The organism is Paenibacillus campinasensis, assembly GCF_002272015.1.
Classification (GTDB): Bacteria; Bacillota; Bacilli; order Paenibacillales; family Paenibacillaceae; genus Paenibacillus_AQ; species Paenibacillus_AQ campinasensis.
The window spans coordinates 1-21,597 of the sequence record NZ_NPBY01000017.1; the positions used below are offsets into that span (position 1 = coordinate 1).

Below are 21,597 nucleotides of genomic sequence, written 5' to 3' on the forward strand. Positions count from 1 at the left end.
ATTATTACGAATATAATAGGATCGATATCATATTCCATTGGAGGTAAAATATGTTGAATGCGAAGTTGAATGCCGGTTTCAAATGGATTGGAGCCGTGCTAATCATGCTATTGTTGCTAGCAGGGTGCGGACAAGCCGGCGATGAAGGTGCAAATCCAGCTCCGACAGATGCAGCTTCTTCTGGAGAGACTGCTCCATCTGATGAAGCGTCCGCATCGGGGACGGATGCCGAGGGCGATCCATCCACCCCAAGTCCAGAAGAGGCTAACACGACGATAACGGACAGCACCGGAGCCTCGATTGAGCTGCCGGGGAACGTAGAACGAGTAGCTTGCTTAACCGAAATATGCGTGGACAGCCTGGCTGAACTGGGGCTCGAGCCGGTTGCAGTTGTCCCGGACAGCATCGCCTTTCAGCCGGAGTTTTTCGGAGATCAGGCTTCTTCCTTTATACAGATCGGGGGCGGCTTTATGGAGCCAAGTCTGGAGGATATCGCCAAGAGTCAGCCGGATGTGGTCATCGGGCTTAAAGGCACTCATGATATGCTGAGAGACGGGCTGGGCAACATCGCTCCGCTATATATCGTCGAGGTGAAAACCTATGAGGACTCCATCTCTTTTCTTGAAATGATGGGAACCTGGACAGGCAGGGAGTCTGAAGCTGCTGCCGCGAAGGATAAATTCCTTGATAAGATGAACGATTATAAACAACAGACTCCAAATACCCGGAGTGCCTTGATTATGTATGGTGCTGACGTCAACTTTGGCATCGATACGGCAGGGTCCTTGGTAGGCTCCTTGCTCTCTGAGCTTACTCCATACCCGTGGCCAGCACCTGTTGAAGATGGAGGGCATCAGGCAGGCGGGATGGCCTACTCGCTGGAGAAGGTGCTTGAGACGGATCCCGATCATATATTTATCGAGACATTCAGCTTTGGTCCGGATTCCCAGCCGTTGTCCGAGCAATTTGCCGCCAATCCGATATGGAGCAAACTGAAGGCGGTAAAGAACAATCAGTTTACGGAAGTCAGAACGGCGATTTGGGCCAACGGAAGAGGCACGCGCTCGCTCGGGATCGTGATGGATGAGGCGATGAGCACATTATATCCTGATACGTTCAAAGGGTCTGACCAGTAGTGGGAGAGGTTGTTCACTCTAGTCGGGGAACAATCAGGACGAGCCGGGCGCTCGTCCTGATATTGCTCCTTGTTATTACCGGCACAGCTTCGGCTCTCTGGGCATTAAAATCCGGATATCCGGCCGTTAGCTGGAAGGAACTTTGGCGTGTTTTGCTAAATCGCGAAGGCTCTGATCTGGCCGTGACCTCTATTCTCGAGCTGCGCTTGCCGCGCATTGTGCTTGGCTTCTTGTCTGGGGCAATGCTTGCCATCTCGGGGGTGCTGATGCAGACCGGTCTTCGCAATCCGCTCGCAAGTCCCGATCTGATTGGCGTATCGGCAGGAAGCTCATTGATCATTGCGGTGATTACGGTGTTACACCTGCCTGTTGCTTTTAGCCTATATCCCTTGTTTGGGCTGGTTGGAGGGTTTACCGGAGGTCTCATCGTCATTGCTTCTGTATATGGACGAACGGATAGCACGAGCATCATCCTCATGGGAACAGCCGTGACCGCGATGCTGAATGGAATGATTGTGTGGCTGATTACAATGGGCACCCAGAATGATATCAATCTGCTGTATACGTACTTGATGGGAAGTTTATCAGGACGTCATTGGAACCACGTTCAGTACTTGCTTCCATGGGCTGTGATCGGTATTCCGGCTGCCATGCTGTTTATCAAGCCATTGAACTTGCTTCGTCTGGGAGATGAGCAGGCCGAAGCGCTGGGACAGAAGGTGGCCAGGCTGCGTCTCTTATTGCTGGTTGCCAGTGGTGTGATGGTATCAGCCGTTGTGGCGCAGTGCGGACCGATCGGTTATATTGCGCTGCTTGGTCCATACTTGACAAGGGCCATTCTGGGAACGGAAGATGCCAGATGGATACTCCCTTGTTCCGCAGCGGTAGGGGCCGTGCTGCTCGTGACGGCGGACCTATTTGCCAAAACAGTATTTATTCCCAGGGAAGTTCCGGTCGGCTTATGGACGACGATGGTCGGTGTACCGGTTCTCATTTTGATGCTTGTGATGAGGGGGCGACGGCGCAATTGATCAATCGCAACTCAGCTGACGGATCATTCTATAAGCGGAAGTTTTGGACTTGGGGGCTGTTTTTTTTATTGGGTCTGGCCGTTTTTTTTATTTTACATATCGCGCTCGGACAAGTGGCCCTAACGCCGCGTGAAGTGATGCTGGCCTTGCTCAATAACCAAGAGGACCTGTTCCATCGGCAAATTGTATGGGAACTGAGGCTGCCTCGGACTCTGATTGCACTTGACGCAGGCGCCATGCTCGGACTTGCTGGGGCCATCCTGCAGTCGGTTACACGCAACCCGCTGGCCGAACCCGGGCTGCTGGGCGTATCCGCAGGCAGTGTGCTGATGCTTGTGCTCTACATGACCTACTTAGGAGGATCTGCGAGTCTTACCCTGCAGATTCCGTTATTTGGTCTAGTGGGGGGGATCATAACGGTCTCGGCGATTTATCTGCTGGGTTGGTCCCGCAGGGGAGATGCGCTGCGCTTTACGGTGATCGGCTTGTTAATATCGGCTTTTCTGTCGGCATGCACCTCACTGGTGCTGCTCCGTCATTCGGAGGCGATCGGCAGCATACTGTTATGGACTGTTGGATCGCTGAACGGGCGGGTATGGATTCATTGGAATATCCTATGGCCATGGTTTCTAATTATGGTGCCGATCGGATTAATCAGTGCTGGAGCGGCTAATGCGTTACAACTGGGCGATGGCGTCGCAAGAGGGATTGGGGTGCCGGTCGGACCTGTAAGAGCAGGATTGCTGCTTATCGCCGCGCTTTTAACTGCGGGAGCAGTTTCTATCGTTGGCGCTGTCGGTTTCATCGGATTGATAGGCCCTCACATTGCGAGGCGCATTGTCGGCCAGGATGCTAGAAGACTCTTTCCATTTAGCGCACTAGTGACAGCCTGGCTGCTCGTCGGCTCAGATATTCTATCCCAGGGCTTGTCCATCCCGCTGTTTGAAGGAGGTCGTCCGGCGTCACTGCCGGTTGGCGCTGTTACGGCATTTATGGGCGCGCCTTTTTTCATTTACTTGGCTCGGCGCCATATGAAATGACCTGAGCCATGTTGGATGATCATGGATTAGTGGGGGTAAGAATAAGGACATCGCCTTTACAGGCGGTGTCTTTTGTTATGAATTCTGATCGGTCCGAAGGGAACGGTTCACAGAACAACCTCTGGGAAACAAATTAATGATTGACAACTCATGATCGTAATTATTACAATCAAATTGTTAATCGTAATAATTACTGTTAATAAATTGGCATGATATTGGAGTCTGGGCACGCGTATAGAAAGAACAGACAAGTCGATTCTATTACACTCCCATATAAACGCCGTTAATGATGAGAGGGGAAATATACATGTTAACTGAACAATCGAATAAGAAAATACCTGTTACCGTCTTGAGCGGGTATCTGGGCTCTGGGAAAACATCCCTGCTGAATCATATTTTGCATAACAGGGACGGTCTGAAGGTGGCGGTCATTGTCAATGACATGAGCGAGGTTAATGTCGATGCAAACCTGGTGAAATCGGGAAATACATTGTCGAGAACCGAAGAAAAGTTGGTCGAAATGTCCAATGGCTGCATTTGCTGTACCCTGCGGGATGACCTGCTGCAGGAGGTTCAGAAGCTGGCAAGCGAGGGACGCTTTGATTACATTCTGATCGAATCATCGGGGATCAGCGAGCCGATTCCAGTGGCGCAGACATTTACGTATGCCAATCCCGAGCTGGACATCGATTTAACCGCTCTGGCGCGGCTGGATACGTTGGTTACTGTCGTTGACGCCAACCGTTTCTGGCATGATTTTGCTTCCGGGGAAAGCTTGCTTGACCGCAATCAGGCTGTCGGTGAGACGGACTACCGCGATATTGTAGATCTTCTGATCGACCAGATTGAAACCTGTGATGTATTGCTGCTAAACAAATGCGATCTTGTAGAGGAGAAGGAACTGGTGAAGCTGGAGGCGGTTCTTAGAAAGCTTCAGCCAACGGCAAAAATCATTCGCACCGTGAATGGCGTTGTAGATCCGAAGGAAATCCTCAACACCGGTTTGTTTGATTTCGATAAAACAAGCACGTCCTCGGGGTGGTTGGCAGAGCTGGAGAAGGATGAACATACACCGGAAACCGAGGAATACGGCATTGGGTCCTTTGTGTACCGCAGCAGAGTTCCGTTTCATCCGCAGCGCCTCAGTTATTTCCTGAGCAACTGGCCTGAGGAAGTCGTTCGCGCCAAGGGATTGGTATGGATGGCAGTACGCGACGATATGGCCGCTTCGCTAAGCCAAGCAGGACCCTCGATCCAGTTTGGCCCTGCAGGGTATTGGGTTGCGGCATTACCGGAGGATCAGCAGCGCGAAATATTGGATAGCGAGCCGGATGTTAAGGAGCGCTGGGATGAAACATGGGGTGACCGAATGACCGAGCTGGTCTTCATCGGTATGGATATGGACCGGACGGATATTGAAAACAGGCTTTCACGTTGCTTGTTAAGCGAAGAGGAAATGAAGCAGGATTGGAGCGCGTTCAATAATCCGCTGCCTTGGATTACTGAAGAATGATGCAGGGCTAACCTGGTTGAACCGGGCCCCCGGATCGGGGGTCCGGCTTATGGAAGCCTGCGACTTAAATCTTAACCGGGGGAGATGAATGATGGAGAACAAGCTGGAGCTGTTGGTGGAGACGATGGTATCTAAGGGGCTTCGCATGACCTCACAGCGCAGATGGATCGCGGAGGTGTTTTCCGACTCGACCGGTTTTGTATTGCCCAAGCAGGTCCATCATTATATATCAGAGCGCATTCCCGGGGTCAGCTATGACACGGTGTACCGCAATCTCAGACTGCTGACAGACATCGGCATCCTTGAACAGTTTGATTTTGCAGGAGGCGTGCGGTTCAAGCTGAGATGCGGTCCGGACAGTCATCATCATCATTTTATATGCATCAAGTGCGAACAGACGTATCCGCTGGATTATTGTCCCATGGAGAACGTGGAGACCACGCCGGAAGCGTTTCGCATTCTTTCGCACAAATTCGAAGTGTACGGAATCTGCGGTCGATGTGGTACAGATTGAACACCCTCTAAACCTGAAGATGCGAGGTGACACCCCCTTCCTGCGATCACGAATTGGATTGCAACTTATCGAACTCGGCTACGGAGTCGGGATTCGTGAAAATATAGGGGGAGACGGGCTGTTCGATGATTGTAATCTGTGTCGCCTCAATTTGCAGCACCTCTTCTCCGTTAATGGTGGCGCTTCGAACTACCCCATCAATCTCGACCCACGTATCATTGGTGAATGTCAATGCGTTGTCATCTTGAATGAGCACACCAAATGGAACCGCATCAGCGGGGCAGCACATCATCAGGAAACGGCTTAAGGCGAACGCATTGTCCTTCATATCCCCTTCTCGATAAACGAAGCCCTGAAGTGTGATGTGTTTACCCTGGAACGCTTGTCTGTACATATCGATGGCACCGATGGTTTCCGAAAAAATAGACGAATCCACCTCGATGACAGACTGCGTGTACAGGCGTTTGGCCAATTCGGCGAACTCTACGGTATATTTATCCCTTGCGATGAATAGCTCATCCAGGCTCAGATTCTTTTGTGTGGCTGAATCCGTGATCTGAGAATCCCCGGCAGCGTCCATAGCATCCGATTTGCGCCGAATTTCTGGAGCCGGGACGGAGTAGACCATTCCCTTCTTTGTGATCATATCGCTTCCAAGCGCTTGACTGGGCACGAGCAGCCCGAATAATAGCGGTACGGCGACAAGGCCGTAGACGGATATGTTCTTGAAGAAGCTCTCCGGCAGCGGATGCTCGCAGTCGCATATTTGTTCCGAGCTGCCTGTTATACAATGCCACACGAGACCGAACGAGATAAACAGAAGAGGTACCGGGCAGAGCAGCAGCAGCTTCTGCATATGGGGAGCCAGATAATAATGAAGCAGGTCTGTCTCGTTTAGATGGATGAGATAAAAGGATAGGGAAGCGAGCAATAGCGCACGCAAGAGATAATGGCAGCGGATGGACGCCGTTAATGTCATTTAAGGGAACACTCCTTTCTGTAACAACCCCTTCTTTAATAGAGAAAATCGATGGCAACAGAGCCGATCAGCACCAGTACAATCACCAGCAGGCAGAGCCCTATTACAAATTTAATCCTGAACGTGGCAAGCAGCATGAGCAAGCCTTTGAAATCCAGCATCGGTCCCATCACCAGAAAAGAGAGGAGCGGTCCGATCGAGAAAGCATGCGTGAAGGCGGAGGCTACGAATGCGTCGGAGGTGGAGCACAGGGATAATACAAACGCAAATCCCATCATGAACAAATAGGAAGAAAGGGATCCGTCACCGAGCGCCAACAGTTGCTCGCGCGGGATAAAGGATTGAATGCAGGCCGTTATAAAGGCGCCCAGCACCAAATATTTGCTCATGTCGATCAATTCATTTCCTGCATGGACGAAGAAGCTCGACCAAGTTTTCGTATGCTGGTGGAAAGGGAGTGCATCTGACTGCATCTGAACCTTGTCCAAAGACAGCTTTAGCGGATTCTTCGGGGACCGGACATATATGATGAAGCCTATCGCCGCTGCTACCGCAAGGGCTAGTCCCATTCGGCTCCATATGACTTCAGGGTATGCATCGAAGGCGACCGTGGTGGCAGACAATACAACCGGGTTCAGGATGGGTCCGCTGAGGATGAAGGTGACAGCAATGTAGACAGGCATCCCTTTTAACATCAATCTGCGGACCACGGGGATCATTCCACATTCGCATATAGGCAGCACAAACCCGAGCATGGAGCCAAAAAGGACGCCGATGACTGGATGTTTAGGACTGAAGCGGCGAATCCACGCATCCTTAATGAAGATTTGAAGCAGGGACGAGAGCAGCACCCCAAGCAATACAAAAGGCAGCGCCTCCAGAAAAATTCCGATAAACAGGACTTTGATTTGCTGTAGTTGCGGATGGGAGAAGAGGCTTGTTTGATGATGATGCGAAACCACCAGCAAGGCTGGAACGAGAAAAATGATCGCAAAGAATAGGGGCAGCGTCTTATATAGCATTGAAACTTTCATCCATAGCCTCCCGTGATAGAGTTATATTGATACTCATTCTATGCCCGGAATATGGAATCATGACGCCTTGTATGCAATTAATCAAAATAATTACGATTATGAAGGTAGAGGTTGTTGACAATGAAAAGGGCAGATTATTATACTGTCTATATCGTAATTATTACGATTACAAGTGAAAGGGAGTATTTCAATACATGAGTAAGCATAAAACCAATTCCCGTCTCCCCCGTTCGAAGGGCATCGATATGGGAACATGTTAAACACCTGAAGAATGTGAGAAGAAGGTCAAGCGAATCGTGCTTGGCCAGACCAACCAGCAGATCGTGGAGGAGTTTATTACGATTATCGGAATGAAGGAAAGATTCGAGCAGTATGAGGTTCCAATCCCGAATAAAATTGTTATGTTCGGGCCGCCTGGCACGGGAAAAACGCTAACCGCATTCTATATTGCCGCTCGTCTGAAGCTTCCTTTAATTGTGGTCAGACTGGATGCATTGATTCACAGTCATCTCGGGGAGACAGGCAGCAACATTCGGAAAATCTTTGATTATGCCAAGGCGACGCCGTGTGTCTTGTTTCTGGATGAGTTCGATGCGATTGGACGAACGCGGGATCATTTTGATGAAGCTAAAGAAATGGCACGTGTGGTGAATACACTCCTGCAATGCTTGGATGAGTTCGAGGGAGACAGCATCTTTGTCGCCGCTACGAACCTGGAAGCGGAGCTGGACCATGCGATATGGCGCCGTTTTGATACGAAGATGACTTACGGGATGCCAGGCGACAAGGATCGGGAGCAGTTTATTCATCTGCACCTGGATGGTTTTGAGCAGGATGAGCCTGTTCATCAGGCTGCATCGGAGCTGCTGGAGGGCTGCAGCTTCGCGGATATGGAACAGATTATCCTGAAGGCCAAGCGTAAAGCGATCATTGAGCATCGTCCGCTGAGGTTCACTTTTATCGAAGAGGCATACTCGGAATACAAACCGAACGTACAATAAACAATTTCGCCCTATGATCGTAAAATTTACAATAAAGTAAGGGGTGTCGAATGATGGAGATTTTGGATTGCATCATTGTGGGTGGAGGAGCGGCGGGAGTAGGTTTGGGCAGCCTGCTTCAAGAGCTGGGGGTGACAAACTTTAGCATTCTCGAACGAGGAAGCGTAGGGGCTTCATTTCGAATGTGGCCTAAGGAAATGCGAATGATTACTCCGTCATTTACAGGCAATGCATACGGTATGCTCGACCTCAACTCCGTCACTTTGAAAACATCCCCTGCCTATACACTGGGGACGGAGCACCCTTCCGGAGAGCAGTATGCGGACTATTTGCAAGCCGTAGCGGATTATAAAGAGCTGCCGATCCAAACCGGTGTGGATGTCACCGGAATACGCCCACAACCGGATGGAGGGTTCGAACTGGACACGTCCGCAGGTATTATGCGCTGCAACTATGTGATCTGGGCGGCCGGTGAATTTCAATACCCGGCACTCGGCGGTTTGCCAGGTTCGGAGTACGGCATTCACAGCAGTCTGGTCAAGTCTTGGAAGGAGTTCCAAGGCGATGAGCATATCATTATTGGCGGGTACGAGAGCGGAGCAGATGCAGCGATTCATTTGGCGAGACTGGGTAAAAAGGTAACGGTGATCGATCGGAGCCTGCGTTGGACGTTGAAGGGCAGCAGCGATCCGAGCATGGAGATATCTCCCTATACGAAGGACCGATTAAGGGAAGTCGAGGGCGGGCTCGTTGATTTGATGGCCGGATACGAGGCCAAATGGATCGAGCCGGCCGATGATGGGGGATACCTTGTTTATTGCGAAGGTAGCGCATCCGGTGACAGCCGCTTTGTTAAGACTACATCACCTCCGATTCTGGCAACAGGGTTCAGAGGGAGCTTGAGCCTCATCGAGCATTTATTCGAGTGTGATGAGCACGGGGCGGCGCTGTTGAACGAGTATGATGAATCTACAGTGACACCGGGGCTTTTCGTTGCTGGTCCGAGCGTCAGGCACGAGCAGCTCATCTTCTGCTTCATTTATAAATTCAGGCAGCGATTTGGCGTTGTGGCCGGAGCGATTGCCGAGCGGTTGGGATTGGATACGAGTGTGCTGGAAGCGTATCGACAGCAGGGAATGCTGCTGGAGGATCTTAGCTGCTGCGGAGAAGATTGCCAATGCTGACACAGGCGCAGCCCCGTACTCCACAGCGGTCACAGGCAGTGCTGTCCGAGGCACAGCCAGACCCGCTGCAGACGGAGCCAGCGCCGCCGCAAGCAGATTTTGAGCCGGCCCGGCTCAAGCATGCTTCATCCCGCCGGCAAAGCGTCATTATGATCGGTTTTGAATCCTCGGGGAAATCGGCGCTATTTCGCGGGCTTACCGGCGACGATACGGGAGAAGAGGCAAATTTCCGCGGTTCCACCCTGATGGCGCGCAGAGGTCGTTTGACGAGCGCCATCGATTTGGTTGATCTCCCCGGTATCCGAAGCAGTGATGACAGCCGAACGACAAGAACAGCGTTGGAAGCTGTCATGGATGCGGATATTGTGATACTGGTTGTGCGAGCGACTCATGTGGCGAGGGAGCTTCCATTGCTTCTGAAATCGGTGGATCTGACGGACAAGCGCGTATTGCTGGTTCTGACCTTCACCGATAAAATCGCGGCCGATTCGGCGGAACTTGAGCAATACTTGGCGAATCGACTGAGCATCCCCTTTCTTGCCGTTGATGCGCGCAGGATTACGTTGCTGGATAGATCTGAGCTGCTCAGCCTGTTGACAATGGCTGGCACGGTCGGAACGGAGACCGGAGAACAGCTGAATATTCCCATTCCTGCTATTGGGCCTCAGACCACCTGGCTTGAGCATCCGATATGGGGACGAGCGTTGTCCCTGATGCTGATGATTCTGCTTTTCGCGGTCCCGGTTTATCTGGCCTATATGCTGTCGTCCTGGCTGCAGCCTCTGGTGGATCAAGGCGTGATAGGTCCGCTTAAAGAGGTGTTTGAGGGATCGCCTGTGCTCCTGCATTCTTTTCTAGTTGGCGACTACGGTGTGCTTACCCTTGGATTATATTCATTCCTATGGGCATTTCCGGTTGTCCTGCTGCTAGGCATCAGCGTGGCGTTGGTGGAGGAGAGCGGTCTGAAGGATCGGATAACCGATTCGCTTGACAGACCGATGCGGGCCATCGGCCTAAGCGGGCGGGACCTTATCCCGGTGCTGTCCGGATTTGGCTGCAACGTGGTTGCGGTTTTTCAGAGCCGCGCTTGCAGCCAGTGCACACGCAAGTCCTGCGTTTCGCTGATCGCGTTCGGGTCCGCATGCAGCTATCAGATCGGGGCTGCCTTGTCCGTGTTCGGATCGGCAGGGCATCCTGGCCTGTTTTTACCATACATCTTCGTTATAGGGCTGGTAGGGGCCTTGCATACCAAGGTTTGGAATCGAGCGCAGGACCGGCTCGATGTTCAGACCTATTATCAGTCGCTGTCTTATTTGCAAAAGCCGACCATGCGCGCCGTTAGCTGGCGCCTTCGAACCGTAATCAAACAGTTCTTGCTTCAGGCGATGCCGATATTTATTGTGATCTGTTTGGTCGCTGCCGGACTGCAGCTAACCGGCCTGATGTCCTGGCTTTCCGCTGCGGCGAGACCGCTGCTTCAGCTGCTGCATCTTCCCTCTGAAGCTGCAAGCGGCATTATATTTTCGATCATCAGAAAAGATGGATTGCTGGTGTTAAACCAAGGAGAAGGTGAGCTGCTGCAATCGATGCAGGCGGGACAGATTTTTCTTCTTGTCTATCTTGCATCCACGTTTACGGCTTGCCTGGTGACCTTATGGACCGTCAGGAAGGAGATGGGCTGGTCCTTTGCGGCTGCTCTGGCAGGCAAGCAGATGATCACATCCCTTGTTTCTTCGGTCGTTATTATGCTGGTGGCTATCTACGTATAAATGAAGCGTTAACTGTAACGGGAGTCACATAAGGGGGCTCCCTTCTTTGTTACAATTGTTACAGATAGATCAGATTAATTCGAAATGGGATGAGAGACATGCTGAAGTTCAAACGCGGCGATGTGCTGCTGATTGCGTTGCTGGTGCTGCTCGGCTCGGCCTGGCTGATATATCATCAGATACAGGGAAGTCGGCAGTCCTATGATCCTGCCACGCTCTATGCCAACATTAACGTCAACGGAGCGCTGTACCAAAGTGTGTCGCTGGATGGCGGGGAGCAGACCATTGCGCTTGATACGGAGTATGGCCACAACGTCCTGAAGGTATTTAATCACGGGATTCAGATGGTCGCAGCGGATTGCCCGAAAAAAATCTCCATGCAAATGGGCTTTATTAGCCGTCCGAATGAGGTGATTATTTGTGTACCGAACCGGGTCTATGTCGAGATTGTTCACGGCGGGAACCGTGCGCCTCACGACAGTGGGATCGATGCTTATGTCCATTAATTACTCAAGGGTCCAGCTTCTCGCTGGCAGCTAACTGCGCAGCCGCTGCAGCCCCAAGCGGCGGCTCGTTGCCCGGCGATTGAGGCTTGGATGTTCCTCGGGAAAGCTTAGTCGCCAGAATGTCCATCTTGATGTAAGATGGTGAAAAGGGACATTCCATCGATGAAAGGGGCTTTCCTATGTGGGCGGCAGATTCATATCTGGAAAACTTATATCACGCGTCATGGAGACGGATTCAATTGAAAGCGGATTCAAGCGATGTGGCAATGCGAAAGGAAGACTTGAAACAGAAGCTGCAGCGGCTGCTCGGCGACTTCGAGACGGTCGCGGACGGTGAACATCAGCCGAGGATGCTGGAGCGTGTGCAATGCGAAGGATACATTCGGGAAAGGGTAGAGCTGTCGGCGGTTCCGGGATTGTCTTTCGGAGCCTACGTGTTGATTCCGGAAGGAGGGAGGCGTCCTTTGCCTGCGGTTGTTGCCATTCACGGCCACGGTTACGGGAGCCGGGAGATTGTCGGATTGCAGGCTGACGGATCTCCGTCGGATCCGGATAAGACGGGGATCCACGGTCAATTTGCCGTGGAGCTTGTCAAACGCGGCGTCATGGTAATTGCACCTGACATTGCCGGATTCGGCGAACGGCGGCTGGCATCGGATCTGGCGAAGGATCCGCACGCGCCGAATTCCTGCTACAGTATGGCGACCCAATTGCTGATGTACGGAAAGACGTTAACGGGCCTGAGAGTGGCCGAAATACGCCGCGCTGTGGAATATGCAGTGTCCCGAACGGACGCTGATGAGCGTCGGATCGGCATGATGGGATTCTCCGGCGGCGGCTTGCTCGCCTATACCTGCGCCGTGCTGGAGGAACGCATCCGCGCTGTGGTTGTAGCAGGGTATACCAATACTTTTAAAGACAGCATCATGGCGGTGCGGCATTGTCTGTGCAATTTCACGCCGCAGATGCTGCAGTATGCCGAGCTGCCCGAATGGATTGGCTTGTTGTCACCGCGCCCATTGTTCCTCGAATCCGGCGCGGACGATCCGATCTTTCCGCAGGCGGGCTTCGAGGAAGCCGCCAGGCAACTGCGTGACATCTATAAGCGGGACGGTGCGGAACATGCGCTTCACACCGATCTGTTTCCGGGCCGGCATGAAATTAGCGGCAGACGGAGTTTCGACTGGATATGTCAAACACTGGCCGAATGATAGCCTTGTGTGTCAGGCTGAAGCGCAGCAGGCTTTATGTTTCTTGCCGCTGCCGCACGGGCACGGCTCATTGCGTCCAGGCGTTCTGCCGGCATAATCGCGCTTCACACCGCTGGAATACAGCTCCCGGCGCAGCCGGTCTCCGAGCTCAGTCATTCGGTCATGGGCGTAAGCATAAATCTGGACATAGCTCTGGCAGAAGAAATCCGGATCGGACGTTGTTCCTTCCGGGTTCCATTGCCGGTTTCTCGGACATCCGCCGTGGCAGAGCTTCTGCCATGTACAGGAGCGGCATTTGTCCGGAAGAGCAGGCTTCATTCGGTGAAATCGTGCATAGTTCGGATGGGCCAGCATGTCGGCGATGGAATCGCTCCCCGCGTTGCCGAGCTTCCAGGCGTCGTTGATGAAGAAATCGCAAGGATACGCATCCCCGTTCTGCTCCAGGACCAGGCTTGTCGGGCACGCCGCACGATGGACGCAGAGCTCCGCTTCCCGGTTCACATAAACACTGAGCATATTATCAAAAAAACGGATGGAAACGTTCGGATGTCCGTCGTTATACCACACGTCAAACACATCGCACAGAAAATCGCCGTACTCCCGCGGCGTAATTTCATAAACGCCCGGGCGGTCCACTTGCTGAGAGCGAAAATCCATGCAGGGGATGAATTGGACGAAATTGAAATCGTGCTCGCGATAAAACGCCAACAGTTCCTTGGCGTGGCCTACATTTCCCTTATGGATGACCGTCAATATATTAAAATCCACTTGATGCTTCCGCAAATGCCCGATGCCTGCCATCACGCGGTCAAAGCTGCCACGGCCGGCGGCGTTCACCCGGCGGGCATCATGAATTTCCTTCGGGCCGTCGAGGCTCACGCCGATCAGAAAGTGATAGGTCTTAAAAAATGAAGCCCAGCGATCATGAATCAATGTGCCATTGGTTTGCAGGGAATTGCTGATCGTGGTGTGCGGCGGAGCGTGCAGCGCCTGCCGGTATACAACTTCTTCAAAGAACGCCAGACCGGCTAGCAGCGGCTCCCCGCCCTGCCAGGCAAAGCTGGCTGCGCCTCGGCTACGCTGCATGTAATCCTTGATGAATGTATCCAGAATCGCGGAATCAATCCGGTTTATCTCGGGTCCCGGCTTGCCGCCGCAGGTGCTGTAATAGCAATAATCACAAGCAAGATTGCAATCCTCCGATACCGTTTTCCACATCACGTTGATGTGGGATTGAACGCTTGTCCTGCAGCCTCCTGACATGATCATCCCCTGCCCCTCGACCTATTGTATGTATCCCCAAGATATCACCGGTCCCCAATAATGTCAAAAGCACAAAAAGATTCGGATTAAAGCGCTTCATCTCCAACCCTGGCTAAAAATTAGGGAGATGTATGCTGGACTTTAATCCGAAATGAAATAAACCATTATTCTTTTATTCTTCCCCATCCCATGCCTGCATCATCATGACGGCAGCTCCAGTGGCGACCGCCTCGTCCAGCAGGAGACTTTGGGTAAACACCGGGCTGTATTCCGGATAATGATAGGTGTTCTTCTTGGCAACTTCCAGGGCGGTGTCCAGCACGAGCGGGTGAGCCCCGACAAGCGGGCCGCCAAGAATTACGTATTCGGGATGGAGCGCATTGATCAGATTGGCGAGTCCGATGCCAAGATAGGCGGCGGTTTCCGTAAATTGCTCTTTCACGAGCGGATCATCCTGGGCAAGCGCATCCACAAGCGTGGCGAAGTTCACGTGATCCGGGGATATGCCGGAGAGCACGCTCTTGCGACCGATCTTCAACTGGGTGCGGATTCGTTCCTCGAGGGCCGGCACCGATACAAAAGCTTCCAGTGCGCCATAATTGCTGTTATCCCGCAGTCTTGGCCCATTCGCCTGGATGATCATCTGCCCAATGGCGCCCTCGGTATCCACGGCACCGCGCAATATCTGACCGCCGGACATGGCGGCTGACCGGATATTCACCCCGGCGTGAACATAGAGAGCATGCTGGATGCGCTCGTTTCTCAGCGCCCAGTGCTCGCCCATCAGAGCGGTATTCGCTCCATTGTCCAGCTTCACCGTCATGTCAAGCCGCTCTGATAGCAGCTGGCAGATCGGTACATTCTTCCAGGAGGGAGCCGGAAAGAACTCCGGCTCCACAATGATGCCTGCCTGCTGATCAAGCGGTCCGACTGCGCCAATCCCCATGCCAAGAACGTCGCTGCTTGAAATGCCGTGCTCGGTCAGAAAGCGGTGAACGGCATCGGCAACCTCATCGACCAGCCGCTCCGGCGACATCGCGTCGTCCATCTTCCAGCGCGTCAGGGAGAGGGGATTGAGATGCATATCATAGAGTCCCAGGACGGAATGAATCCGGGAAATGTCCAGCCCGAGCAAATAGCGATAACTCGGATTGGTCTGGAACAGGATCGGCTTTCTTCCGCCCGTGGAGCTTCCGAGACCTGAGACAACGATGATCCCTTGGGCGGTCATTTCCTCCAGAAGACGTGTCATACTGCTGCTCGTTATGGAAAAGTATTGTAATAAATCCGCTTTGGAAACAGTCCCGAGATAGGAAATACGATCAAAAACCTGCTTTTTTATCGAACGATTGGAATGAGTAATCATAAACGCGCGCTCCATTTCCAAGTGTTTTAGTCGGGATAAAACCAGTATAGCGATTATATCAAGTGATTTCCAGCTAAGATTATCAGAATAATCAACTTAATTCCAAATTTAAATTTACTACATCTCCATATTACGCTTTTTATGATGGAATCGCCAATTTTTTGGTGTGATTGAGCATTTTGGGCAATAACTTTATTCCAAAATGAAATTAATGTGCTATAATTGAAGAAGATTCTCTACAAGAACGGATAGAAGACAGGATGAAAATGGAGGAAAGGGGGAGGCTCTGATGATGGAACACGAGGCGTGGGCCCAGCGTATCCAAAGGCTTGGCCAGCTTGGCTGCGCATTTTTTAAAATAGGGCCCTCTACCTTTGGCGGCGGTTATGCGATGATCGCAACACTGGAGAGGGAGATTGTGCAGAAACGAGGCTGGATGGACGAGAGGCAGATGGCGGACATGATCTCCGTTTCGGGCTCCGCTCCCGGGGGCGTAGCCGTCAATGCGGCGGCCTTCATCGGCTATCGCCTCGGTGGCATAGCAGGAGCTGTAGTAGCAGTAGCGGCGATCACTCTGCCTACTTTTATTATCGTTTCCCTCCTTAGCCTGCTCAGCATGGTGTTCAAAGATCATGTAAAGGTGATTGCGGCACTTAAAGGGGTACACGCTGCGGTCATTGCTCTGATTATCGTAGCCGCGTTCAAAATGTGGAAATCGTCGATTCTCGATACGCCTACACTTCTGATTGCAGCAGGCACGGTAGCGTTGCTGTTATTTACCCCGATCCATTCGTTTTATTTGATACTGGGCGGGCCCATCGCCGGCATTGCCGTGGTGCAGCTGAAACGAAGAGCCGGCATGAAAGTTCGGACCGAGAAGCAGCAGGCCGAAGAGAAGCGGGAACTTCATTTCCCCGAATATTACATCTGAAGGGTGATCATCCATGCTGTGGCAGCTGTTTTGGGTTTTTGTCAAAATCGGAAGCATCTCCTTTGGCGGCGGTTACGCCGTGTTAACGCTCATTCAGCGGGAGGTGGAGGCAAGAGGCTGGGCAAGCCCGTCGGAATTCCAGGAGATCGTGGCGCTCGCCGGCATGGCTCCGGGCTCCATTGCAACGAATGCCGCCACGCTGATCGGGTATGCGGAAGCGGGAATAGCGGGTGCTGTTCTTGCGACAATCGGCGTCATCTTGCCATCCTTAGTCATCGTTGTTGCTGTGACAGCTTTCTTTTTCAGACTGAACAGCAATGAATGGTTTAAGTCGTCATTTTACGGCTTGCGTCCGATCGTCACGGGGCTCATCATTTACGCTGCGATTCACTTTGGACTGGGCGGGCGCAGCGAGCCCTGGATCAGCTGGTCCACTGCGGGGACGCTGCTGATTACAGCAGGCTGTCTCGCCTTGGTGATCAAATACAAGCTGCATCCATTTGCCGTCATTGTGCTGTCGGCGGCTGCCGGCATTGTCCTGTTCTAGTGCCAGAATAGAACAACAGAGAAGAAGAGGCGAAAGGCCCCTGAGGGCTCCCGCCTTTTTAAAGTTCTGCTAAGCATGGTGAATCCTCGGCATCGGCATTGGCTCCTTGCCAAGCTCGGCCCAGGCATACTTGAGCAACAGCTCCGCCTTCAGCCCTTCGTAGCCCGGTTCGTCCCACAGATTATGCAGCTCGCCCGGGTCCTCCTGAAGATCGAAAATTTCCCCGTACGTCTGATTGTAATAGACCGTGATTTTATATCTTGCATCGACATACGTCTTCTGGTGAATGGTCGTCGGTTCATGACGGAATTCACAGATGGCATGATCCCGCGCCCATTCCTTGACACCGAGCCACACCTTCTTCTGGTCGACACCCGACATCGAGCCCGGAATCGGCAGCCCGCAGAACGACAGGAAGGTTGGCGCGAGATCTACCAGCGACTGAATAGCATCCGAGCGTCTTCCTGCCGGCACATGGCCGGGGTACCTGACGATAAACGGAAGTTTGATCAAATCCTCGTAATGAAAACCGCCCTTGGCCTGCAGGCCATGCTGCCCGAAGAAATGACCATGATCCGTCGTAAACACAACTAGTGTGTTATCTGCCAAACCGAGCTCATCAAGCTTATCGAGTATGCGCCCGATATATTTGTCCATCAGGCTGATCATGCCGTAGTAGACGGCAACCAGCTTCTTCTTGTCGTATTCCGTCAGCCTCTTCTTCGCTCCGTATTCGTAGTCAAGGTGGGAGCGGTAGCCGTGGATGCCGAAGCCTGTTTCCATCAGGTGGGAGAAGTCCGGCTCTTCCTTCTGTGTCAGTTGAAAATGCGGGGGATTTCGGTCATGCTCGCCCGGTACGAGCGAAGGGATCGTCAGCTTGTCCGGATCATACATCGTATCCCATGGCTCAGGGGCCAAATATTCCGGGTGCGGGTCGAAGAAGCTGGCCCACAGGAAAAACGGCGTTTCTGACTTCTTATGCTCCTCCAGACGGGCGTTCGTGCGCTCCGCAATCCAGGTGTTGTAATGATATTTCTCCGGTATCGGCCATTTGTAGGTCTGCTCGGGGTCCATCGTGCCGGTCGGCGGCAGAAAATAGTCCCGCCAATTCGTGCAGCCCTGCTCTTCCAGCCATAAGGCGTAGTGCTGCCCGACATGAGCCTCATTCGTATGGTTTCGCGCCAGTTCCACATGATCGAAGCCATAAAATGGCCCGTGAAATCCTTTCCAATAGTCCAGATCCTGCAGCAGCGGATAGGCTTCCTTCGATTCGTATTCCGGCGTCCCGGCTAGCGGCTGGAAATGCGCCTTTCCGATTAATGAAGTCTCATAACCCGCTTCCTTGAAATCCTCTCCTACCGTATGGCGGTCCTCCAGCAATTTCGTGCCGAGCGTCCATGCCCCGTGCTGACTTGGATACATGCCTGTGATGATGGAGGAACGGCTCGGGGTGCAGGTCGGGTTGGGGCAATAGGCCCGTCCGAACGTCGTGCCTTCCCGCACCAGCCGATCCAGATTCGGCGTGGAAATTTCGGGTTGAAATGCACCGATGGTGTTCCAATGCTGCTGATCGCTGGTAATTAGTAAAATGTTAGGTTTACTAGACAAAATTCATCCCCTCCTATTATGATGTTATTTAATAAACCGTATTTTTTAAATGGCGTTCTGTTACATCTTGTTTGTCATTTTGTTATCTATTTATCAAATAGTGCGAAAGGAAGGGTGGGCGGAATGTGGCAGGAATATGAGCACGAGTATGCCGAGTTTATCTATTACACGCCCGGATATCTGGATAAAGAAGCGCAGCTGTGGCCAGTCCGGGCCGGGCGCAGTGTGGCGAAGCCGAACTATAAAGTCGGGCCGAAGCGAATCGAGTGCTACAGCATCCATGTTGTGCTTGAGGGGAAGCTGTGCCTGGAATATGAGGGGAACAAGACCGTACTGCAGCGTGGTGATCTGTTCTGCCTGTTCCCAGGCCGTACCTATGATTACTATGTTCTGCCTTCAGATCCGTTGCTGCAAATGAGCTGGCTCGCGATCGATGGCAGCCGGGTGAAGCCGCTGCTGGAGCTGGCTGGCGTGAAGCCGGACAGACCTTATGGCGAGAAGCTTGTCACCCCCCGCGTCCGGAGCGCGATGGATCGGATCGTTGGGGCGCTGTCGCGTGTGGAGCGCTGGAACCCGTCCGTATCGCTCGAGCTGCAAGGGCTCCTGTGCGAGCTTCTTGCGGGGATCATTCCGGATACGGCGCCTGTACATGCCGATGAGCCTTCCAGCTGGATTCGCGAGTGCATGGCCTTTATGGATTTGCATGCGACCGAAGGCATTTCCGTGCAGCAAGTCGCTTCGTTTGCGGGTGTGCATCGCTCATATTTTTCCAATGTGTTTACGAGTCAGGTTGGCGTGCCGCCACAGAAATATTTGCAATCCATTCGCATGGAGAAGGCCAAACGGCTGCTTATCGAAACGGATGCAAGCGTGACGGAGATCGCGCTGTCTTTGGGGTATCCGAATCTGTACACATTTACCCGGGCGTTCAAAATTTATTATCAAGTTCCGCCGCTGGTCATGCGAGCTGCCGGAAATAAGTGAAGCGGCAGCTTTGCCAATATTGTAAGCGGTATCATCCATGCGCGGGAGGTGGGGCATATGATGGCTACGCTGCGAAAGTGGATTTCGCCGCGACTGAGCATTCAAGGAAAGATCTTTATCGCCTTCGGGCTGCTGACGCTTCTGTCGATCGTGTCGGTAACGAGCCTGGTCTATATGAACATGAGGGAGACGATCAAGCAGAATGCGATCACCTCGGTGTCGGACAGCATCCGGCAGGCTGATGAATCCCTGAATGTGATGCTGCGGGAGATCGATCGTTTGAATACCGTGGCAGTCACCAATGAAAACACGGTGATTGACACCATTCTAAGCCCGAACGAGGAGATCAGTTACGAATGGTTTCAGGAGCAGAAGCGGATTACGGAGTTTTTGTCAGGACTGATCGACTACAAGCCTTACATTTCAAGGATTGCCGTTATCGGGCTGAACGGTAAAGTATTCTTCTCGGGCAGCCCGTGGATCGACCGCACGTTTCTGGATACCCAGGCGATGGATTACATGCTGCGCAACGGAGAGCGCCACGCCTATTTCAAGCGTTCGGGCACGAAGGATGCCATCTCTGTCGGGCGGGTCATTCGCTATAATCGCGAAACGATTGGCGTCGTCATGGTAGACCTGAATTACGAGTTCATCCGAAATACTTACGGCGTGAAGCCGACCGCTGACAGCACGCTGTATGTGCTTGACGAGCAGATGGAACTGGTCTATCAGTCGGAATCGGCCCCTTCCGAGCTGTCCCCGTCCATGACAGAGCTGATCTACTCGCAGCCAGAGGCGATGGGGCAGGAAGAAGCGACGGAGCAGAGCATCAACGGCAAATCTTATATCGTGGTCACTCGCCATTCCGACTATACAGGCTGGACCACGCGGGCGCTGGTGCCGCTTGATTCACTGCTGAGCGAATCCGTCAGAGTTCGCAATCTGATGATTGAAGTGTCGGCGATCGTGATGCTTGTGGTGCTGATCGGAGCGCTGCAAATGTCCTCGCGCACGACACTCAACATTCGCCGTCTGAAGACGATGATGATGCGGGTGAAGGACGGGAATCTGGACTTTCCGAGAACCGAAATTGATACGAAGGATGAAATCGGCGAGCTGTACAGCGTCTTCACCGGCATGGTGGATGAGCTGAAGCGGTTGATGGAGGGGATACGCATTAGCGAACAGGAGAAGCGGGAGGCGGAGCTGACCGCGCTTCAAGCGCAGATTCGCCCGCATTTTCTCTACAACTCCCTGAACACGATCAAATATCTGGCCAAGCTGAACGGGGTGCCCAATATCGAAGAGGTATCCGGCTCGCTTGTTGAGCTGATGCGCGGAGTGCTTGGCAACGCGAATGAATATCTGACGGTGCGGGAGGAGCTTGATTACGTATCCTGCTATGTCGCGGTTGTCAAATACCGGTTTATGGAGCCAGTGCCGGTGCATATCCAGGTGGAGGATGATACGCTGCTTGAATGCATGATGCCGAAGCTGACGCTGCAGCCGATCGTCGAGAACGCGCTTATGCACGGGCTCGGTACATCGAACTCCGGCGGATTTGTTCTCATTCGTGTATACGGCGAGAACGGGGATTTGAACATCGACATTATGGACAACGGGAAGGGGATGACCCGGGAGCAGATGGACGGTCTGCTGGCCGGTCAGGGAGACGTTCCTCCCTCCCGGTTCAGCAGCATGGGGGTTCGCAACGTGCATGAGCGGATTGTACGCATGTATGGCGAGATGTACGGAATTAAACTGTACAGCGAGCAAGGGCTGTACACGAAGGTTGAAATCCGCATTCCCCGGATGAGTTCATCGGGTCCTGAGGCGAAGGAGGTAGGATAGCATGTATCGAGTATTGTTGGTAGATGATGAACCGCTGGTGCATCAGCATGTATGGTCCTTGGGCGACTGGCAGAGCAATGGATTCGAGCTGTCGGGCGAAGCATATAACGGCGAGATGGCGCTGCAGCT

20 protein-coding genes are annotated in these 21,597 nt (G+C 52.7%); 14 read left to right on the plus strand and 6 right to left on the minus strand.

The window, feature by feature from the left end; all coding sequences use genetic code 11:
* The first annotated feature begins 50 nt into the window (after nt 1-50).
* From CHH67_RS05835 to CHH67_RS05855, 5 genes are all read left to right on the plus strand, one after another.
* Nucleotides 51-1,136 (plus strand): ABC transporter substrate-binding protein, encoded by a 1,086-nt coding sequence (locus CHH67_RS05835; protein ID WP_095264101.1) that lies wholly within the window; start codon nt 51-53, stop codon nt 1,134-1,136.
* Nucleotides 1,136-2,167: a FecCD family ABC transporter permease gene (locus tag CHH67_RS05840; protein WP_095264103.1), complete on the plus strand. Its 1,032-nt coding sequence runs from the start codon at nt 1,136-1,138 to the stop codon at nt 2,165-2,167. The genes CHH67_RS05835 and CHH67_RS05840 overlap by 1 nt, the downstream gene beginning before the upstream one ends.
* Complete coding sequence (locus tag CHH67_RS05845; protein ID WP_095264105.1) at nt 2,164-3,207, plus strand: FecCD family ABC transporter permease; 1,044 nt, start codon at nt 2,164-2,166, stop codon at nt 3,205-3,207. The genes CHH67_RS05840 and CHH67_RS05845 overlap by 4 nt, the downstream gene beginning before the upstream one ends.
* 307 nt (nt 3,208-3,514) lie before the next feature.
* On the plus strand, nt 3,515-4,720 hold the full coding sequence (locus CHH67_RS05850) for a GTP-binding protein (RefSeq protein WP_095264107.1): 1,206 nt from the start codon (nt 3,515-3,517) through the stop codon (nt 4,718-4,720).
* A gap of 88 nt (nt 4,721-4,808) precedes the next feature.
* On the plus strand, nt 4,809-5,234 hold the full coding sequence (locus tag CHH67_RS05855; RefSeq protein WP_230875678.1) for a Fur family transcriptional regulator: 426 nt from the start codon (nt 4,809-4,811) through the stop codon (nt 5,232-5,234).
* 46 nt (nt 5,235-5,280) lie between these two features.
* On the opposite strand, the gene CHH67_RS05860 is transcribed toward CHH67_RS05855, so the two are convergent.
* Together CHH67_RS05860 and CHH67_RS05865 are read right to left on the minus strand one after the other, a co-directional pair.
* The gene (locus CHH67_RS05860; RefSeq protein WP_095264109.1) at nt 5,281-6,213 is read right to left on the minus strand and encodes a TIGR03943 family putative permease subunit; all 933 of its coding nucleotides are present in this window, start codon (nt 6,211-6,213) and stop codon (nt 5,281-5,283) included.
* 35 nt (nt 6,214-6,248) lie between these two features.
* Entirely contained in the window at nt 6,249-7,247 is a 999-nt protein-coding gene (locus CHH67_RS05865; protein ID WP_095264110.1) for a permease, read from the minus strand.
* A 350-nt stretch (nt 7,248-7,597) separates the two neighbouring features.
* Between CHH67_RS05865 and CHH67_RS05870 the strand changes: the two genes are divergently transcribed.
* The 4 genes from CHH67_RS05870 (at nt 7,598) to CHH67_RS05885 (ending at nt 11,707) form a co-directional block, all read left to right on the plus strand.
* Nucleotides 7,598-8,248, plus strand: coding sequence for an AAA family ATPase (locus tag CHH67_RS05870; protein WP_244908097.1), 651 nt, complete (start codon nt 7,598-7,600; stop codon nt 8,246-8,248).
* Between the two features lie 50 nt (nt 8,249-8,298).
* A complete protein-coding gene (locus tag CHH67_RS05875; RefSeq protein ID WP_095264111.1) occupies nt 8,299-9,432 on the plus strand; it encodes an NAD(P)/FAD-dependent oxidoreductase in 1,134 nt (377 codons plus the stop codon).
* Nucleotides 9,426-11,201 (plus strand): nucleoside recognition domain-containing protein, encoded by a 1,776-nt coding sequence (locus tag CHH67_RS05880; protein WP_095264112.1) that lies wholly within the window; start codon nt 9,426-9,428, stop codon nt 11,199-11,201. The genes CHH67_RS05875 and CHH67_RS05880 overlap by 7 nt, the downstream gene beginning before the upstream one ends.
* Nucleotides 11,202-11,299: 98 nt before the next feature.
* Nucleotides 11,300-11,707: a NusG domain II-containing protein gene (locus CHH67_RS05885; RefSeq protein WP_095264114.1), complete on the plus strand. Its 408-nt coding sequence runs from the start codon at nt 11,300-11,302 to the stop codon at nt 11,705-11,707.
* A gap of 4 nt (nt 11,708-11,711) precedes the next feature.
* Here CHH67_RS05885 and CHH67_RS26125 read toward each other — a convergent pair whose 3' ends face one another.
* Nucleotides 11,712-11,867, minus strand: a complete 156-nt coding sequence (locus CHH67_RS26125) for a hypothetical protein (RefSeq protein ID WP_179292066.1) — start codon at nt 11,865-11,867, stop codon at nt 11,712-11,714.
* 79 nt (nt 11,868-11,946) lie between these two features.
* Between CHH67_RS26125 and CHH67_RS05890 the strand changes: the two genes are divergently transcribed.
* Nucleotides 11,947-12,918, plus strand: a complete 972-nt coding sequence (locus tag CHH67_RS05890; protein WP_244908096.1) for a dienelactone hydrolase family protein — start codon at nt 11,947-11,949, stop codon at nt 12,916-12,918.
* Nucleotides 12,919-12,930: 12 nt separating this feature from the next.
* Here CHH67_RS05890 and CHH67_RS05895 read toward each other — a convergent pair whose 3' ends face one another.
* Entirely contained in the window at nt 12,931-14,181 is a 1,251-nt protein-coding gene (locus tag CHH67_RS05895) for an anaerobic sulfatase maturase (RefSeq protein WP_095264123.1), read from the minus strand.
* A gap of 172 nt (nt 14,182-14,353) precedes the next feature.
* Complete coding sequence (locus tag CHH67_RS05900; protein WP_095264116.1) at nt 14,354-15,547, minus strand: ROK family protein; 1,194 nt, start codon at nt 15,545-15,547, stop codon at nt 14,354-14,356.
* Between the two features lie 292 nt (nt 15,548-15,839).
* Between CHH67_RS05900 and CHH67_RS05905 the strand changes: the two genes are divergently transcribed.
* Nucleotides 15,840-16,478 carry a chromate transporter gene (locus CHH67_RS05905; RefSeq protein WP_095264126.1) on the plus strand — a complete coding sequence of 213 codons (639 nt, stop codon included), beginning with the start codon at nt 15,840-15,842 and terminating at the stop codon, nt 16,476-16,478.
* Between the two features lie 13 nt (nt 16,479-16,491).
* Entirely contained in the window at nt 16,492-17,025 is a 534-nt protein-coding gene (locus CHH67_RS05910) for a chromate transporter (RefSeq protein ID WP_095264118.1), read from the plus strand.
* Nucleotides 17,026-17,094: 69 nt separating this feature from the next.
* On the opposite strand, the gene CHH67_RS05915 is transcribed toward CHH67_RS05910, so the two are convergent.
* Complete coding sequence (locus CHH67_RS05915; protein WP_095264119.1) at nt 17,095-18,633, minus strand: sulfatase family protein; 1,539 nt, start codon at nt 18,631-18,633, stop codon at nt 17,095-17,097.
* Between the two features lie 123 nt (nt 18,634-18,756).
* Here CHH67_RS05915 and CHH67_RS05920 point away from each other — a divergent pair, with 123 nt between their 5' ends.
* Both CHH67_RS05920 and CHH67_RS05925 read left to right on the plus strand, forming a co-directional pair.
* Nucleotides 18,757-19,617: an AraC family transcriptional regulator gene (locus CHH67_RS05920; RefSeq protein ID WP_095264120.1), complete on the plus strand. Its 861-nt coding sequence runs from the start codon at nt 18,757-18,759 to the stop codon at nt 19,615-19,617.
* Nucleotides 19,618-19,674: 57 nt separating this feature from the next.
* Nucleotides 19,675-21,468, plus strand: coding sequence for a sensor histidine kinase (locus tag CHH67_RS05925; RefSeq protein ID WP_095264122.1), 1,794 nt, complete (start codon nt 19,675-19,677; stop codon nt 21,466-21,468).
* The last annotated feature ends 129 nt before the right edge of the window (nt 21,469-21,597 follow it).